Source organism: Nocardia sp. NPDC005745, assembly GCF_040630775.1.
Lineage (GTDB): Bacteria > Actinomycetota > Actinomycetes > Mycobacteriales > Mycobacteriaceae > Nocardia.
In genome coordinates, this window is record NZ_JBEXYF010000001.1 from 577,620 (window position 1) to 593,707 (window position 16,088).

Sequence of the window (16,088 nt, forward strand, 5' to 3'; positions counted from 1 at the left end):
CTCCGTATCCCTGTTCGGCGGCTCCGAAAATCAGCCGCGCCATGTCGGCACGGGGATTCGGTGACCGACGCGATCCCGATCGCGAGGGAGGTCAGGAAGCGTCCACGGTGACCAACGGCACACCCACGGTCCCCTTCGTGGCGGCCACGGCGCGGGAGAACGCCCGCACTCCCGGGGTCTCCCGGTAGCGGTGCCACACCAACCCCAGCCGGGACTCGGCGATCCCGTTCACCGGCACGAAGGTCACCGGCCGCCTGCGGTGCGATTCCGCGGTCGGATGGCACAGCAGCATCGCGCCGCGGCCGGCCGCCACCGCGGCGAGGCCCTCCTCCAACGTGCCGACCTCCGGACCGGGGCGCACCGTCCGGCCCTCGGGCGTCACATCCAGCGTCTGCGCCCTGCGCCAGTACTCCGGCGCCGGGGCGCGCACTCCGACCAAGGGGACCTCGGCGATGTCCTCGACCGACAGTGCGGCGCGTCCCGCGAACGGGTGGGAACTGGACACCGCGAGCGTCTGCGGCTGCCCCGCGAACACCGATCCGAGCACCAGATCACGCTCACCCATCGGGAGCAGCACCACCGCGGCGTCGACCTCGGCGCGTCGCACCGCGCCGAACGGATCGGCGAGCGGGATCTCGGTCAACTCGACCGAGCAGTCCGGGTGCCGCCGCTGAACGAACTCGACCGCGGCCATCAGGTGATCGTTGCCCGCGCCCTGGAATCCGATGCGCAGTATCCCGTCCATACCCCGGGCGGCGGCACGGGCGGCGTCGACTGTCGCGCGTAACGCGGCATAGGCGGGCCGCAGCTCGGCGAGGAAGTCCGCGCCGAGCGGGGTCAACCGGACGGTGCGGCTGGTCCGTTCCACCAGTGCCCCGCCGACGCGCCGCTCCAGCGCACGCAGCAGCTGGCTCACCCGGCTCTGCGACACATACAGCCGGGCACCGGCCCGCCCGAAATGGAGCTCCTCGGCGAGCGCGAGAAATGCCTCCAGTTCCCGGATCTCCAAGCCGCTCATCAGACTCCCTTCCACGGTCGATGAGTCCAGCTCATAGAACTATGAGACCTTCGCCGTTGTTTCCTCCGGCCGCGAACCCTTGGCTGGAGGACATGACAGAGGTTCGGGAAATCGTTGCGTCGCGGCCGGTTTCGGTGCTGCGCGGCCGGCTCGGCGTCGGCGCGGTGACAGCGGGCACGTTCACGGTGGTGACCTCCGAGATGCTGCCGGTCGGTCTGCTCACTCCGATCGGCTCGGCGCTGCGGGTGAGCGAGGGCCGCGCCGGTCTGGCGTTGACGGTGACCGGCCTGGTCGCCGCGGTGTCGGCGCCCGTGGTCACCGCGGCGCTGGGCCGGTTCGAGCGCAAGCTGGTGCTGTGCGGGTTGATGGCGGTGCTCGCGCTGGGCAATCTCGGTGCGGCGGCGGCACCCACGTTCGGTGTGCTGATCGGGGCACGGGTGCTGGTCGGCGTCGGCATGGGGGGTGTGTGGGCGATCGCGGCGAGCCTGGCGGCGCGGCTGGTGCCCGCGCGATCGGTCCCCGCCGCGACGTCGCTGGTCTTCTCCGGCGTCGCGGTCGCCTCGGTGCTCGGTATACCCGCGGGAACGTTCCTGGGCGCGCTGGCCGGGTGGCGGATCACGTTCGTGGCCGCCGCCGCTGTGGCGCTGCTGGTGCTCGTGGCCATGGCGGCCTTGCTCCCGCCGCTACCCGCGATCGAGGCGATGGCGCTGGGTGGCGTGTTGCGGCTGACCCGGCAGCCGGGCTTGCGCGTCGCCCTGCTCGTGGTCGCGTTCCTGGTCACCGGCCACTTCGCCGCCTACACCTACGTGCGGCCGGTGCTCGAGGAGGTGACCGGCGTCGGCGCGCGGACGATCGGCACGCTGTTGCTGGTCTACGGGATCGCCGGAGTCGCGGGCAATTTCGCGGCGGGAGCGGCAGCGGCGCGCACACCACGGAGCACGCTGATCGTGATCGGATCGCTGCTGGCCGGGGCGGCGATCGCCTTGCCCGTGCTGGGCGCCTCGCCGCCGCAGGCCGTCGCGCTGATGATCGTGTGGGGGCTGTCCTACGGTGGCGTCTCGGTGAGCACGCAGAGCTGGGTCTTCGCCGCGTCGCCCCAGCACAGGGAAGGCGCGTCCGCTCTGTTCGCCGGAGTTTTCAATGCCGCCATCGCACTGGGGTCGATGGTCGGAGGCCTGGCCGCGGACGGGATCGGCCTCACCGCCGCCCTGTGGCTGGGTGGCGCGCTGGCCGTCGTCGCCGTGCTCGTCGCCTCGTTCGGGACCGTCGCGCCTCTCCCGTGAGCGGCGGCGAAAACCAGCTGCGACAACCCTTTTCGGCACCTACCATCACGTTCATGTCTTTGCGCGCGATTCCGGCTTCGATGGACCCGGCGGTGGTCGGGTCCATCGATCGTGAGCTGGACCGGGTCGAGCGGGAGCACCGGGTGTCGATCCGGTTGGCGATCGAGAGCGGTAGTCGCGCTTGGGGATTCCCTTCTCCGGACTCGGACTACGACTGCCGGTTCGTCTATGTCGCGACACTGGAGACCTACCTGTCGCCGTGGCGCACCCGCGACGTGGTGGAGACGCCGCTGACGGACTTGCTCGACGTGAACGGCTGGGATCTGGCCAAGGCGCTGCGACTGCTGGTGCAGGGCAACGCGGTGCTCATCGAGTGGCTGATGTCGCCCATCGTCTATCGCGGCGACGAGGACTTCCGCGACCGATTGCGCGCGGTGGCCGACGAGGTCGCCGACCGGGACAAGGTCGCGCGGCACTATCTACACCTGGGCGCCAAGCAGTGGGCGCTGTACGAGCGCACCGGATCGTTGAAGAAGGTGTTCTACGCGCTGCGGCCCGCGATGGCGCTGCGGTGGCTGCGCGAGCATCCCGCGGCGGCGGTGGCGCCGATGCATCTGCCGACGTTGTTGCGGCAGTGCGAGCTGCCTGCCGAGTTGACGGCGGCGGTGACCGAGCTGACCGACCTGAAGTCGCGGACCAGGGAGATGGGCAGCGGGGCGGTGCCCGCGCCGATCACCGGGTTCATCGCCGCCGAATTCGCCTGCGCCGCCGAAGTGTTCCGCAGGTCCGGGGGCCGCGATCACACGCGGGCCCGCGCGATCACCGCGGAGTTCTTCCGCTCCGAGGCGCTGGCGGGCTGAGGGCGCGAAGAGGTCTACGAGGCGGCTTTCCGCTCGTCGGCTTCGCTCGACTCGGCGACCGCGTCGGCGTAGGCCTGGGCGAGTCGTCGCGTCGCGGTCGGACGATCCGGGTCCGGGCGCGGGATGCCGAGGTGGCTCTCCCGTAGCTCGTCCATGAAGTCCGCCCACAGCCGCGGACCGCCCGCCTCGAGCAATTCGGCCCGCACCCGAAGAGTCCGGGTGGTCGGGCGGTGCCGCAATCCCCACGCGCCGAGCTGCGCCATGATCGGCACCAATTGGATGGCCGGTTCGGTGAGCCGGTATTCGGCTTTCTGACCGGGCCGGGTGTCCGCGCGGCTGAGCAGCCCCGCCGCCACCAGGCGCTTGAGCCGATCGGACAGGATGTTGGAGGCGATGCCCTCTTCCGAGCCGGCCAGCAGCTCGCGGAAGTGCCGCCGGTCGCCGAACATCACGTCGCGCAACACGAGCAGCGTCCACCGATCGCCGATCACCTCGATCGTCGCGTTGATCGGGCACCCCGAACGTCCGTCCTCGCGCACCCGGCACTCCTCTCGGTCCGACAACTACTGCTTGCAATATACAACCGGTAAGCCGTACGCTGCGCACAACCAGTTGCTAATTGCAATCACTTAGTGTAATGAGCGAACCGATGCCCAAGCGGCGCGTACACAATCTCGCGCTCACACTGGACGGCTACGTCAGCGGCCCGAACCATGGGCCGGATTCACCCACGTGACCTTCACCCGCTCCGCAGCGTGAAAATGTCCTGAGCAGGGGAAAGGCCCCGCACCCATCCCGGTGCGGGGCCTTTCGAAGCTAAAGTCGCGATCAGAGAACGCGGACGTCCTGGGCCTGCGGACCCTTCTGTCCCTGGCCGATCTCGAACTCCACGCGCTGCCCCTCATCGAGGGACCGGAAACCCGAGCCGCTCACAGCCGAGTAATGCACGAAGACGTCGGGACCGCCGCCGTCCTGTGCGATGAAGCCGAAGCCCTTCTCGCTGTTGAACCACTTCACAATGCCTTGAGCCATTTCATACTTTCTGTAGACGAGCCAGGTAGGTGTTATGAGATGCCCTGGCCTCGTAGATCAACGATGCCACGATCCGACGAATTACTCACGTTCCGCACCACCAACTGTGAGCTAACGCTCACGACGACGCTCGGCTCCGTCGTGCGCGACGCTCGCTCCGGGGGCTGGGTCTGTCACCTCCCACGTTCGGTCGGGTCCCGGTCCGTGCGATTTCGCCGGGCCCATCAGGCGGGTACCCGCACTTCGCCTCGAAAAACGCCCATCGCCGTCCCCCGGCGAACACACCCCACACTGCGGGGCCAGCGCGCCCGGCATCATGGGACTCCTTCTTCGACGCGGCTCGGTACCCATGCACACTTTCTACCAGTTGTGTTGCGCTCCAACTGATTTCATGTACCGCACGCGGACTACGACAAGTCAGCCTACGTCCGGGGTGCACCGGCCGCACCGTTCTTTAAGTTCTGTTCACGGCCGGAGGTAGCGCACCTGGCGCGGTTTCGTCTCCTCGTACGCGGCGCGGCCGGGCAGATGCTCCGGCACTCCGACCTCCCACCAGGCGCCCGCGTCGGTCCACACCGACGGCCGCGTCCGCACGACCAGCACCGCCGGCCGGCGCTCGGCCCTCGCCGCCGCCCGCGCCCGCGGGTAGGCGGCACGGAACTCGTCCAGGCCGGAGGCAGTGAAAACCGAACATCCCAGCGCGGCGGCGTGGGCGGCGAAATCGACACGGGGCGGATGTTCGTGCGTGGTGTGGCAGTGGGCGTAGAAATTGTTGAACGGCTCGCCGCCTTGCCCCTCTTGCAGCCGGGCGATCACGGCGTACCCGTCGTTGTCGCAGACCACGGCGACGAACGGATGCCCGGCGAACGCCGCGGAGAACAATTCCGAGTTCAGCATCAGATACGAGCCGTCGCCGAGCAGCGTCGTCACCACGCCTTCGTCCCGCGCCATGGCCGCGCCCCACGCGCCCGCGAGCTCGTAGCCCATGCAGGAGAAGCCGTACTCCACGTCCATCGTCGGTGCGCCGCCGATCGCCCGCCAGCCGCCGACCAGTTCACCGGGCAAGCCGCCGGAAGCCGTCATCACGTAATCGCTCGGCTCGCTCAGCTCGTTCACGGCGCCCACCACCTGGGCATAGCTCGGCACGCCCGGGGTCGGTGCGCGCAATTCGTCGATGCGCGCGTCCCAAGAGCCGCGCAGTTCGGCGGCTCGCGCGGTCCAGTCGGCGTCCGCTCGCCATTGCCCCACCTGCGCGGCCAGCTCGCACACGGTGGCCTCGGCGTCACCGACCACCGCGCGGGCGCCGTGCTTGACCGCGTCGAAGCGCGCCACGTTGATCGTGACCAGGCGAACGTCCGGCGCGAACACCGTCCAGGACGCGGTGGTGAAGTCCTGTAAGCGGGTCCCGACCGCGAGGATCAGGTCGGCTTCGGCCGCCATCGCGTTCGCCGACGCCGAGCCGGTGATGCCGAGCGGTCCCGCGAACAGCGGATGCTCGTGCGGCACGAGGGTGCGGCCCGCGGTGGTCTCCACGACCGGGAGGCCGTGGCGCTCGGCGAATTCGAGCACGGTGGGCCCCGCACCCGAATAGCGGACGCCGCCACCGAGCACCAGCAGGGGACGCCGCGCGGCGAGCAGTGCGGCCACGGCGTCGGCGAGCGCTCGCCGATCGGGACGCGGCCGCGCGAGACGGTGCAACACCGGCTCGAAGAGCGCGTCGGGGAAGTCGTAGCTCTCGGCCTGGACGTCCTGCGGGAGCGCGAGGACGACCGGACCCGCATCGGCCGGATCGGTGAGCACACCGACCGCCTGCGGCAGGGTCGAGATCAGCTGCTCCGGGCGGGTGATGCGGTCGAAGTACCTGCTCACCGGCCGGAACGCGTCGTTCACCGTGACGGTGGGGTCACCGAAGTGCTCGACCTGCTGCAAGACCGGGTCCGGCGCCCGCCCGGTGAAGGTGTCGCCGGGCAGCAGCAGCAACGGCAGCCGATTCGCGTGCGCGACGCCCGCCGCCGTCACCATGTTGAGCGCGCCGGGACCGATCGATGAGGTCACGACGCCCACCTGACGCCGGTGGGCGGCCTTCGCGTAGCCGACGGCCGCGAGCGCCATCCCTTCTTCGGTGTGCCCGCGCCAGACCGGGAGTTCGGCGCGCCGCTCGTGCAGCGCGGTGCCGAGGCCGAGCACGTTGCCATGGCCGAAGATCGCGAACACGGCGGGGAACAAGGGCGCCTCACGGCCCTCGAGGGTCTCGGAGCGCTGGGCGATCAGCCAGGCCACCAGCGCCTGCGCCGTGGTCAGTCGCATCTCGTCCGTCCTTCGTGCGAGGTGACCGGGCAGCGCGGATCGAGCGGCTCGGCGTCCCAGCGCGCCCGCACCCAGCTGTGGGCGGGGTCGTCGCAGAACGCCATCGATCGCTCCTGCCCGGGACCGGCCAATACGTTGAGGTAATACATGGGGTAACCGGGCGCCGCGACGCACGGGCCGTGATAGCCGCGCGGGATCAGGAAGACGTCACCGTCACGGACCGCCACGTTCTCGTCGACCGTGCCGTCGGCCGTGTAGGTGCGATGCAGGCCGAATCCCTCGCGCGACGGCGTGATCCCGTCCCGTCCGGCGATGCGGAAGTAGTAGATCTCCTCGTTGACGACTTCGCAGGCACCTGCCTCGTCGTGCTTGTGCGGCGGGTAGGACGACCAGTTGCCGTCCGGGGTGATCAGCTCGCAGGCGTTGAGTTTGTCCGCGTGCTCCCACACGCCGGGTATCCCGAAGTTGGTGACCTGGCGCGTCGCGCGTCCAGCCCCGCGCACTTCGACCGGCACCTGCTCGGCGGGGCCGTATCGCGGCTCCAGCCGTTTCGTGCAACGCGCCATCGGAAGCGCCACCTCCAAGTCGACACCCTGGGCCGCCAGCCGCACCTCGGCGTCTCGCGGGACGTAGGCGAAATCCGTCACCCGGGTGAAGACCGAATCCCGACCGGCCAGCGTGAAGGTCGCGCCGTCCACGCGCACCGTGCACGCTCCGGTCAGCGGCAGGACGAACGCCTCGAACTCGCCCGTCCGAACGATCCGCGATTCGCCCGCGCCGATCCGCAGCACCCGCAGGCCCGCGTAGGTCCATCCGGCGTCCTCGGGGGTCAGCAGGATCGGGTCACCGTCATGGCGCAATGTTCCTTCGGGACGATGCAGGGTCATCACACCTCCTCGATACAGATTCCCCGGATACCCTCGGTCCGATCGCTTTGTCGGCAGACGAATTCGACCGCATGTGCGCGGAAGGCGACCACCAGAGCCGCACCGGCGACCGCGGCGTTCTCGAGGAGGCGCGAACCCGCGTCGCGAACGGCCACGGTGTGTCCGGTCTCGTCGACAAGCGAGCGGCACTTCTTGCTCGCGTCCGTGCCGACGCCCAGACGTACCCGACGGGGTTGCCGCGCGTCATCGGGCTTCCTTCAGCAGGCGGGCGGCGCTCTCGACCGCCCGGGCGACATCGCCGTCCGGCGGATACAGCAGGGTGCGCCCGACGACGAGACCGCGAACAACGTCGTGACCGAGCGCCCCGCCCCACAGCGCGCGATCCACCGCCGAGTCTCCGGACGGCGCTCCGCCCAGCACGAGAACCGGCAGCGTGGTGGCGTCCAGCACCGAGATGTCCTGTGGTGCGGGGATCTTCAGCCAGGTATAAGCCGAGGTGACGCCGAGCCCCGACGCCACCGTGATCGCCCGCGACAGCGAGACGGCGTCCTTGCTCATCACCAGCGCACCGGATTCGTCCCGGTGGTACGGCAACGGTTCGACCATCGCCATCAGCTGGTGCGCCGCCAGTTCCGAGACCGCCCGCGCGCAGGCTTGCAGCGTCGGGACGGTGCCCGCGTCGGAATCGACCAGGCGCAGCAGCATCTTGCCGCCATCGAGCCGGAACCGCGCCAGAGAGTCCGCGTCGTATCCGGTGAAGCGGTCGTCGATCTCCCACTCCGCGCCCGCCAATCCGCCCCGGTTCATCGACCCGATCACGACCTTGTCGTCCAGAGCGTCCAGCAGCAGCAATTCTTCGACTACATCCGGCGAACCGAGCACACCGTCGACGTCCGGGTCGGCCAGCGCGATCAGCAGTCGTTCCAGCAACGCGCGCCGATCCGCCATGGCGGTACGGTCCTCGCCGACACCGAGCGCGCCGCGAGCGGGGTGATCGGCGGCGACCAGGAACAAGGTTTGCTTACCCGCCAGCAGGTCGGCGCGGCGCAGCCGTTTCGCGTAGGCCCGCTCGACCGCGGCGGAATCCGTCGCCCGCGTGTGCAGCAACTCGCGCCAGCGCTGGTCGGTCAAATGCATGCGGTCACCTCCGTTCCATACTCATGACACAGCCGCACTAGGATTCCTCCAGACTGCGCCCGGCTCGTCGCACCGCAACTCCTTCGGTCCGCGCACGACATCAGTCGTGCGGCGAATACTCCAGCCCGCTCCCCCGCGCCGAGGCCGCTCTTCGCGGGCCATCCCGGTTCGGTCGCATCCCGGCTCCGGGAGATCCGCGCCGGCTCAGCCGCACAGCAGTTCCTCGATCTCCGCGCTGGTGGGCATCGCGTCGGCGCAGGCGAGACGCGAAGCGACCAGCGCACCCGCCGCGTTGGCATAGGTGGCGACGCGCCGTGGATCCCAGTCCGAGAGCAGGCCGTGGATCAGCGCGCCACCGAAACCGTCACCCGCGCCGAGCCCGCACACCACCTCCACGCGGCACGGCGGCACCGTCCAGCGCTCCTCGGTGGTCGCTACCAAAACCCCCTCACCACCCTGCTTGATCACCGCGAGGCGCACCCCCCGCGCGAGCAGCCGATCCGCCGCCGTCTCCGGGTCGGCGGTGCCCACCGCCACCTCGACCTCGGCACGGTTGCCGACCACCACGTTCGCGTGGTCGATCATCCACCCGATCTCGGCCCGCGCGGTATCCACGTCGGGCCAGAACATCGGCCGATAATCCAGATCCAGCACCGTGTGCCCCCGTCGTGCGCGGCGAAGCAGAATCTCCCGCTGTGTACTGCGGCCGGGTTCCGCGCTCACTCCGGTGCCCGTGACCCACAGCAGCGGCACGGCATCCACGACGTCCCAGGGCACCTCGTCCGGAGTGAGGGTGAGATCCGGCGCGATCGGCGCACGGTAGAACAACAGCGGCGGATCCGACGGCGGCGTCAGCTCGCAGAAGACGACGGGCGTCCGAAGGTCCGGCGCGGTCGTCACGTAACGGGATGAGACGCCGAAGTCCTCCAGCGCCGTGCGCACGAAGTCGCCGAAGCCGTCGGGGCCCACCTTGGTCAGCACCGCGGAGCGACGGCCGAGCCGGGCGGCGGCCACGGCGACGTTGGTGGCGGTGCCGCCGAGGAACTTGGCGAAACTGCGCACCTGCGCCAGGGCGACGCCGCTCTGTTCGGGATACAGGTCCACCCCGACGCGACCGATCGTCAACGCCTCCAGCTCGCCCGCCCGCTTGTTCACGGCGTCACCACACGCCGCAATTCGTGCTGCAATGCCTCCAATTCCGCTCCGCCTGCCATCTGGCGGGTCAGCTCCGGCAGGTCGATCTCCGATTTCTCGTACGCGCCGAGCATCGCGCCCCGCTTCAGCAGCAGGAATCGGTCACCCACCGGATAGGCGTGGTGCGGGTTGTGCGTGATGAGCACGACGCCGAGCCCGCGTTCACGCGCCCGCACGACGTACTTCAGCACCACCCCGGCCTGTTTGACGCCCAGCGCCGCGGTCGGCTCGTCGAGGATCAGCACTTTCGCGCCGTAGTGCACGGCCCGCGCGATAGCGACGCACTGCCGCTGGCCGCCCGACAGCGTGCCGACCGGCTGTTCCATATCCCGGATCTCGATACCCATGTCGGCCAACGCCGTCCGCGCGATCTCACAACCTTTCTTGCGGTCCAGCAGCCGGAAGGGACCGTATCCGAAGGTGGGCTCGGACCCGAGCACGAAGTTGCGCCACACGCTCATCAGCCCAACCACCGCGAGATCCTGATAGACCGTGGCGATGCCGCGATCCAGCGCCGCCCGCGGCGAGGCGAACCGGACCGCTTCGCCCTCCACACGCAGTTCGCCGCGGTCGTGCTGGTGCACCCCGGCCAGGATCTTGATCAGCGTCGATTTGCCCGCGCCGTTGTCGCCGAGCACGCAGGTCACCTCGCCCGCGTTCACCACCGTGGACACCTCACGCAGGGCGACCACGCCGCCGTAGCTCTTGCCGAGGTCGACCGCCTCGATGAGGGAAGTCATCGGCGCACCCTTTCGGCTCGTCTCTGGAATCTATTGTTGACCAGCACCGCCGCCAGCAGCAGCACACCGAGGAACAGCATGAACCAGTCGCTGTCCCAGCGCGCGAACACGATGCCCTGGCGCGCCATGCCGAAGATCAGCGCACCGATGGCGGCGCCGACCGCCGAGCCGAAGCCGCCGGTGAGCAGGCACCCGCCGACCACGGCGGCGATGATGTAGTGCAATTCGAGCCCGACGCCCTGGTTGGCCTGCACGCTGGCGAACCGCAGGATGTTGCAGGAACCCACCACCCAGCCCGCGAACGCGGTGCCCATGAACAGCAGGATCTTGGTGCGGTCGGCGGGCACACCGACCGCGCGGGCGCTGAGCAGCGCACCGCCGACGGCGAAGATCCAGTTGCCGAACCTCGTGCGGACCAGGATCGTCGCGGCGACGGCGGTGAGCACGATCCACCAGACCACCGAAGCCTGGATGTGCGCTTCGCCGATGTCGAGGGTCGAGGCGAAGACCCAGCCCGCCGATTGGTAGCCGCCCGCGCCCCGCACGCCCGACACCTGCACCGTGTCGGTCACCAGCCGCGTCACGCCGAGGTTCAACCCTTGCAGGGCGAGGAAGGTGCCCAGTGTGACGATGAAACTCGGCAGGCCGGTGCGCATCACCACCCAGCCGTTGAACGCGCCGACGGCCAGCGCGAAGACCAGCGATGCCAGCAGCGCGAGCCAGACGTTCCATCCGGCGTGCACCGCCAGCAACGCGGTGACCAGCGCCGTGGAGGCCGTCATCACGCCTGCCGACAGATCGAACTCGCCGCCGATCATCAGCATCGCCACGGCCACCGCCATGATGCCCAGCGTGGAGGCGTCGTCGAGCCAGGTCGCGACGCCGAGCGGGCTCAGGAACCGGTCGGTGACCAGCGAGAAGAACACGAACACCAGCAACGCGCCGAGCGCCGCGCCGATCTCCGGCCGCACGGCCAGACGTTGCAGCGGCGAGAGGCCCGGACGGTCCTGCGAAGAGTCGGACGCTTGTGTGGCGATGGTCATTTCATCCACCTCAGCGCGTGCCCTGCGCGACGAGCGCGGCGACGGCGTCCACATTGTTCTTGTCGACGAAACCGGGTCCGGTCTGCACCGGCGCACCGCCTCCGACGGTGTTCAAGTTCGTCCGGTACAGCTTCAGCAACACGATCGGAAGATAACCCTGCTCGTACTGTTGCTGATCGACCGCGAAAAGCAGCTTTCCCGCCCTGATCGCCTCCACCACATCGGCGTTCAGGTCGAAGGTCGCGACGGTGGCAAGCGATCCGGCCTCCCGGGCGGCGTCGACAGCGCGTGCGGCGACCTGGGAGTTGAGCGTCAGGACCGCGTCGATGGACCGGTCGGCCTCCAGCGCGCCCTTGATCCTCGATTGCGCGTCGGTCGGATTGTTGATGTCCACCTGAAGCGTGGTCGCGGTGCCGAACGCCTTCGTCGCGCCGGCGCAACGCTCGTTCGCGCCGATATTGCCCGCCTCGTGGATGACGCACAGCATCTTCCCGCGCCCGGCCTCGGCGAGCCGTCTGCCCGCGGCCTGCCCGGCCAGCGATTCGCTCTGCCCCACATGGACGAACGCGCCGAACCGCGCGCTCTCCGACTCCCCCGAATTGATCGTCACCACCGGAATGCCCGCGGCGACGGCCTTTTCGACCGAGCGCCGAAGCGCCTCGGGATTGGCCATGGACACGACGAGGCCGTCGACGCCTTGCGCCACGGCGTTGTCGATCAGCTTCGCCTGCTGACCGGGATCACCGGAGGCGTTGTAGTCCACACGGATTCCCAAATCCTTGCCCGCGGCCTCCGCGCCGTTCTTGACGACATTCCAGAACGCGTCACCGGGGCTGCCGTGGGTCACCACCGCTACCGATCGCACCGTGCCGACCTCGGTCGGCGCCTGGGACGGAGCGGGCGCGTCGGCGCCGGGGCCGCTGCATGCCGCCAGGAGAGCGGCGGTGGCGATGCACGGCAGCAGGCGGGTCCGGTGCCGCGCGGTCGCGCCGCGTCGTGCTCGCAGAAGCATCCGCATCGCCTAGATTCCGGCCGCGGCGAGCGCGATGTCGCTGAGGAACCGGAGGCTGCGCGCGGTGTCGCCGCTCGGCTTCTCCGCCGATTCGGACGGTCGCAGCGCGGCGTCCTGCTCCAGGACGTACCAGCCCCGATACCCCGCGGCGCGCATGGTGTGCACGAGTGCCGCGATGTCGACGTCCCCCTCGCCCAGCGGGACGTACAGCCCACGGCGCACCGCCTCGCCGTACTCGAGCTTCCCGCCACGGACGTGGTCGGCCAGCGAGCCTCGGACGTCCTTGAGGTGAACGTGCCCGATTCGCGCGGCGTGCCGCCGGGCGAGCCGAACCGGGTCGGTGCCGCCGACGAGCAGATGCCCGGTGTCCAGGCAGAGGTCGAGATCGGAATCGGCGAGGAACCGCTCCACCTCGGCCTCGCTCTCCACGTGTGTGCCGACATGCGGATGCAGCACCGTGCGCAGGCCGTACGCGGCGGCGATATCGCGGATCTCGGCAGCGGTGTCGATCACGGCGCGCCAGTGCGAGTCGTCGAGTGGCGGGCGCTCGTCGTATCCGCCGAGTCCGGTCGCGGCGGCGAGCACGAGCACTTCCGCGCCGGTGGCGGCAAGCAGCGCGGCGCTCTCCTCCGCCCGAGCGAGGGCGGCGTGCCGGTCACGATGCAACACGACGGCGAGGAAGCCGCCGACCGCGGTGATGTCGAAGGCCGCGAGCAGTCGTCGCAGTTCGCTCGGGTCGCGCGGCAGATAGCCGGGTGGCCCGAGTTCGGTGGCGGACAAGCCGAGCGCGGCCATCTCCGACAGAACGGTGCGTGCGTCGAGCACGTGACCCCAGCCGGGGACCTCACAAACTCCCCAGGAGATCGGCGCGGCCGCGAGGCGCAACGAGTGGAGGGATTCGGGCATCGGCACTTCTCCGACCTTCGATATCGAGTTGACGCCGCTGTAGTTGGAGCGCTCCAACTATGTAACGCGGGTCATAGCGTGTCAAGGGCTTGCGGCGTGCCGGTCAAAGCGGCTCTACCAGCACTTATTCCGTCTTTCACGGAAGACTCCGGTGCGCGGAAGTCGGATTGGAGCGCTCTATTGATCCCTTCTGGCGCACCGCGTATCGTCCGTCCCGGCAGGGCTGGTGAACGCGGAACGGAGGCGCCGTGGCACGACCGACCATGGAAGACGTCGCCGCGCGCGCGGGCGTCTCCCGCGCCCTCGTCTCGCTGGTCATGCGCGACTCCCCGAAGGTCAGCGAGCACCGCCGCCGCGCCGTGCTGGACGCGGCCAAAGACCTCGGCTACCAACCGCACATCCTGGCCCGCTCGCTGGCCAGCCGGACCTCCAACATCGTCGGTGTCCTCGTCTCCGACCTGCGCAACGCCTTCTTCGCCGACGTCGTGGAAGGCATGGACGCCGCCGCGCAGGAGTCCGGCCTCGAACTGATCCTCAATACCGGCCGGCGCAGCGCCGCACGCGAACACACCGCGTTGGAGAGCCTGCTCTCGTTCCGGCCTGGAGGGGTCATCCTGCTGTCGCCCATCCTGCCCGCCGCCGCCATCCGCGCGGCGTCGCAGCAGGCTCCGCTGGTGCTGGTGTCGCGGACCTCCACCGTCGCAGGCGTCGACACAGTCAACGACGACGGCGAGGCAGGCGCCACCCTCGCCGTCGATCATCTGGTCTCGCTCGGGCACCGGCGCATCGTCCACCTCGACGGCGGCGGCGCGTGGACCTCCGCGCCGCGTCGCAGAGGCTACCGGGCCGCCATGCGACGCCACGGCCTGGAACCGATGGTCGTGCCGAGCGAGCACACCGACTCCGCGGGCACGGCCGCGGTGCGCAAACTGCTGAACCTGTTCTCCCGCGACGCCTTTCCCACGGCACTGGTGTGCGGCAACGACTTCAACGCCTTCGGCGCGATGTCCGCGCTCGAGGAAGCGGGATTGCGTGTGCCGGAGGACGTCTCGGTGATCGGCTACGACAACACCTCGCTGGCCGCCCTGCGTCACGTCGCGCTGACCACCATCGATCAACCGCGTATTCGAATGGGCAGCCTCGCGATCGAGGCCATCACCGAACGACTTCGCGACGGCCGCACGAGACCGGTCCGCCGCCGGTTGGAACCCACGCTCGTCGTCCGCTCGACCACGACCGCACCGGGGCGCTGAGCCCCGTCGCGGTTCCCTACGAAGGAGAGCCGATGTCCTCCCACCGAGCCGTCACCCTCGGCCTCGCCGGAACCGGCCGCATCGGGACCTCGCACGCGGAAACCCTGAGCAAACTCCCGAACGTGGCCACCGTCCTGGTCGCCGACGCCGACCCCGCCCGCGCCCGCGCCACCGCCACCGCCACCGCCACCGACCTCGGCGTCGAGTTCGCCCCCGACCTCGACACCCTCTTCGCCGCCGACCTCGACGGCCTGATCATCGCCACCACCACCGCCGCCCACCCCGACCTCATCATCCGCGCCGTCGACGCGCGCATCCCCGTCTTCTGCGAAAAGCCCGTCGCCGCCGACATCACCGGCACCCTCGCCGTCATCGACCGCACCCGCCACTCCCGCGTTCCCGTCCAGATCGGCTTCCAACGCCGCTTCGACGCCGGCTACCGCGCGGCCCGCGAAGCGATCCGCTCCGGCAGCCTCGGCCTGCTGCACACCTTGCGCGCGACGACCCTCGACCCGGCTCCCCCGCCCGCCGAATACATCGCCCGCTCCGGCGGCATCTTCCGCGACTGCGGAGTGCATGATTTCGACATCATCCGGTGGGTGACCGGGCGCGAGATCACCTCCGTCTACGCGACCGGGGCGAACCGGGGCGCGCCGTTCTTCGCCGAAGCGGGCGACGTCGACACCGCGGCGGTGCTGCTACGCTTGGACGATGAAACCCTCGCGACCGTGTCGCTGACCCGCTACAACGGGGCGGGGTACGACGTGCGATTGGAGGCGTTGGGCTCTGAAGGGAACGCGATCGTCGGACTGGACGACCGCGCACCCCTGACTTCCGTCGAGCCCGACCACAGCCCCTCTCCCTATCCTCCCTACGCGGGTTTCATGGAGCGGTTCCGTGCGGCGTATGCCGATGAACTGGCGGCGTTCATCGATGTCGCCACGGGGCAGCTCGACAGTCCCTGCACACCGGACGAAGCGCTGGAGGCGTTCTATGTCGCTGAGGCGTGCGAGCTGTCGCGGCGGGAGGGGCGAGCGGTGGAGGTCAACGAAGTTCGGCGCTGATGCGGCGTTTGTCCGCAGTACCCTCGGACTTGGACCTCGTTCAAGCGCGGCGGCATTGCGGGCCGCGCGGTAGTCCAGGCCGCTGCGGCCATCGCCTGGACAAGTACGACGAAGACGAGCCGGTAAGCGAGAATAGCGAAGGAACTCTCACGAGGGGGCCTTCATGAGTACGCATACGGCTGTTGCCCGCCCTGTCCAGCGAGCGTGGCCGGTCGTCGGCCACGGACTAGGGCCTGTATCGAAGTGAGTTGAGGGGTGATCCGCAGGCCGTCGTCGGACAGCAACACCGCGAACCGCACACCCGTGATGCTGAGATCTTCGAGTAGCCAGCCCAGTTTGTTGCTGCTGTCGG

Annotated in this window: 15 protein-coding genes and 1 pseudogene; 4 read left to right on the forward strand and 12 right to left on the reverse strand. The window is 69.6% G+C overall.

What is annotated here, in order from left to right:
• Positions 1-91: 91 nt before the first annotated feature.
• Entirely contained in the window at positions 92-1,018 is a 927-nt protein-coding gene (locus ABZ420_RS02870) for a LysR family transcriptional regulator (RefSeq protein WP_357116391.1), read from the reverse strand.
• A 92-nt stretch (positions 1,019-1,110) separates the two neighbouring features.
• On the opposite strand from ABZ420_RS02870, the gene ABZ420_RS02875 reads away from it, so the two are divergent.
• Complete coding sequence (locus ABZ420_RS02875; protein WP_357116393.1) at positions 1,111-2,301, forward strand: MFS transporter; 1,191 nt, start codon at positions 1,111-1,113, stop codon at positions 2,299-2,301.
• A gap of 53 nt (positions 2,302-2,354) precedes the next feature.
• A complete protein-coding gene (locus ABZ420_RS02880) occupies positions 2,355-3,161 on the forward strand; it encodes a nucleotidyltransferase domain-containing protein (RefSeq protein WP_357116395.1) in 807 nt (268 codons plus the stop codon).
• Positions 3,162-3,175: 14 nt separating this feature from the next.
• Here ABZ420_RS02880 and ABZ420_RS02885 read toward each other — a convergent pair whose 3' ends face one another.
• From ABZ420_RS02885 to ABZ420_RS02930, 10 genes are all read right to left on the reverse strand, one after another.
• Complete coding sequence (locus ABZ420_RS02885) at positions 3,176-3,700, reverse strand: helix-turn-helix domain-containing protein (RefSeq protein ID WP_357116397.1); 525 nt, start codon at positions 3,698-3,700, stop codon at positions 3,176-3,178.
• 289 nt (positions 3,701-3,989) lie between these two features.
• Positions 3,990-4,193 (reverse strand): cold-shock protein, encoded by a 204-nt coding sequence (locus ABZ420_RS02890; protein ID WP_014987157.1) that lies wholly within the window; start codon positions 4,191-4,193, stop codon positions 3,990-3,992.
• Positions 4,194-4,658: 465 nt separating this feature from the next.
• Positions 4,659-6,500 carry a 3D-(3,5/4)-trihydroxycyclohexane-1,2-dione acylhydrolase (decyclizing) gene (gene iolD, locus ABZ420_RS02895; RefSeq protein WP_357116399.1) on the reverse strand — a complete coding sequence of 614 codons (1,842 nt, stop codon included), beginning with the start codon at positions 6,498-6,500 and terminating at the stop codon, positions 4,659-4,661.
• Positions 6,491-7,387, reverse strand: a complete 897-nt coding sequence (gene iolB, locus ABZ420_RS02900) for a 5-deoxy-glucuronate isomerase (protein ID WP_357116401.1) — start codon at positions 7,385-7,387, stop codon at positions 6,491-6,493. Before iolB ends, iolD begins: the two co-directional genes overlap by 10 nt.
• 243 nt (positions 7,388-7,630) lie before the next feature.
• Positions 7,631-8,524 (reverse strand): aldolase, encoded by an 894-nt coding sequence (locus tag ABZ420_RS02905; protein ID WP_357116403.1) that lies wholly within the window; start codon positions 8,522-8,524, stop codon positions 7,631-7,633.
• A gap of 204 nt (positions 8,525-8,728) precedes the next feature.
• Positions 8,729-9,679: a 5-dehydro-2-deoxygluconokinase gene (gene iolC, locus ABZ420_RS02910; RefSeq protein WP_357116405.1), complete on the reverse strand. Its 951-nt coding sequence runs from the start codon at positions 9,677-9,679 to the stop codon at positions 8,729-8,731.
• Positions 9,676-10,458: an ATP-binding cassette domain-containing protein gene (locus ABZ420_RS02915; RefSeq protein ID WP_357116407.1), complete on the reverse strand. Its 783-nt coding sequence runs from the start codon at positions 10,456-10,458 to the stop codon at positions 9,676-9,678. The genes iolC and ABZ420_RS02915 overlap by 4 nt, the downstream gene beginning before the upstream one ends.
• On the reverse strand, positions 10,455-11,501 hold the full coding sequence (locus ABZ420_RS02920; RefSeq protein ID WP_357116409.1) for an ABC transporter permease: 1,047 nt from the start codon (positions 11,499-11,501) through the stop codon (positions 10,455-10,457). The genes ABZ420_RS02915 and ABZ420_RS02920 overlap by 4 nt, the downstream gene beginning before the upstream one ends.
• Positions 11,502-11,511: 10 nt before the next feature.
• The gene (locus tag ABZ420_RS02925) at positions 11,512-12,513 is read right to left on the reverse strand and encodes a sugar ABC transporter substrate-binding protein (protein ID WP_357116411.1); all 1,002 of its coding nucleotides are present in this window, start codon (positions 12,511-12,513) and stop codon (positions 11,512-11,514) included.
• 9 nt (positions 12,514-12,522) lie between these two features.
• On the reverse strand, positions 12,523-13,419 hold the full coding sequence (locus tag ABZ420_RS02930) for a TIM barrel protein (protein WP_357116413.1): 897 nt from the start codon (positions 13,417-13,419) through the stop codon (positions 12,523-12,525).
• A gap of 248 nt (positions 13,420-13,667) precedes the next feature.
• On the opposite strand from ABZ420_RS02930, the gene ABZ420_RS02935 reads away from it, so the two are divergent.
• Together ABZ420_RS02935 and ABZ420_RS02940 are read left to right on the forward strand one after the other, a co-directional pair.
• Positions 13,668-14,672, forward strand: a complete 1,005-nt coding sequence (locus ABZ420_RS02935; RefSeq protein WP_357116415.1) for a LacI family DNA-binding transcriptional regulator — start codon at positions 13,668-13,670, stop codon at positions 14,670-14,672.
• 32 nt (positions 14,673-14,704) lie between these two features.
• Positions 14,705-15,736, forward strand: coding sequence for a Gfo/Idh/MocA family oxidoreductase (locus tag ABZ420_RS02940; protein WP_357116417.1), 1,032 nt, complete (start codon positions 14,705-14,707; stop codon positions 15,734-15,736).
• Between the two features lie 161 nt (positions 15,737-15,897).
• Here the strand turns inward: ABZ420_RS02940 and ABZ420_RS02945 are convergent.
• Positions 15,898-16,088 (reverse strand): annotated as a pseudogene (locus tag ABZ420_RS02945) (hypothetical protein); the annotation flags it as partial.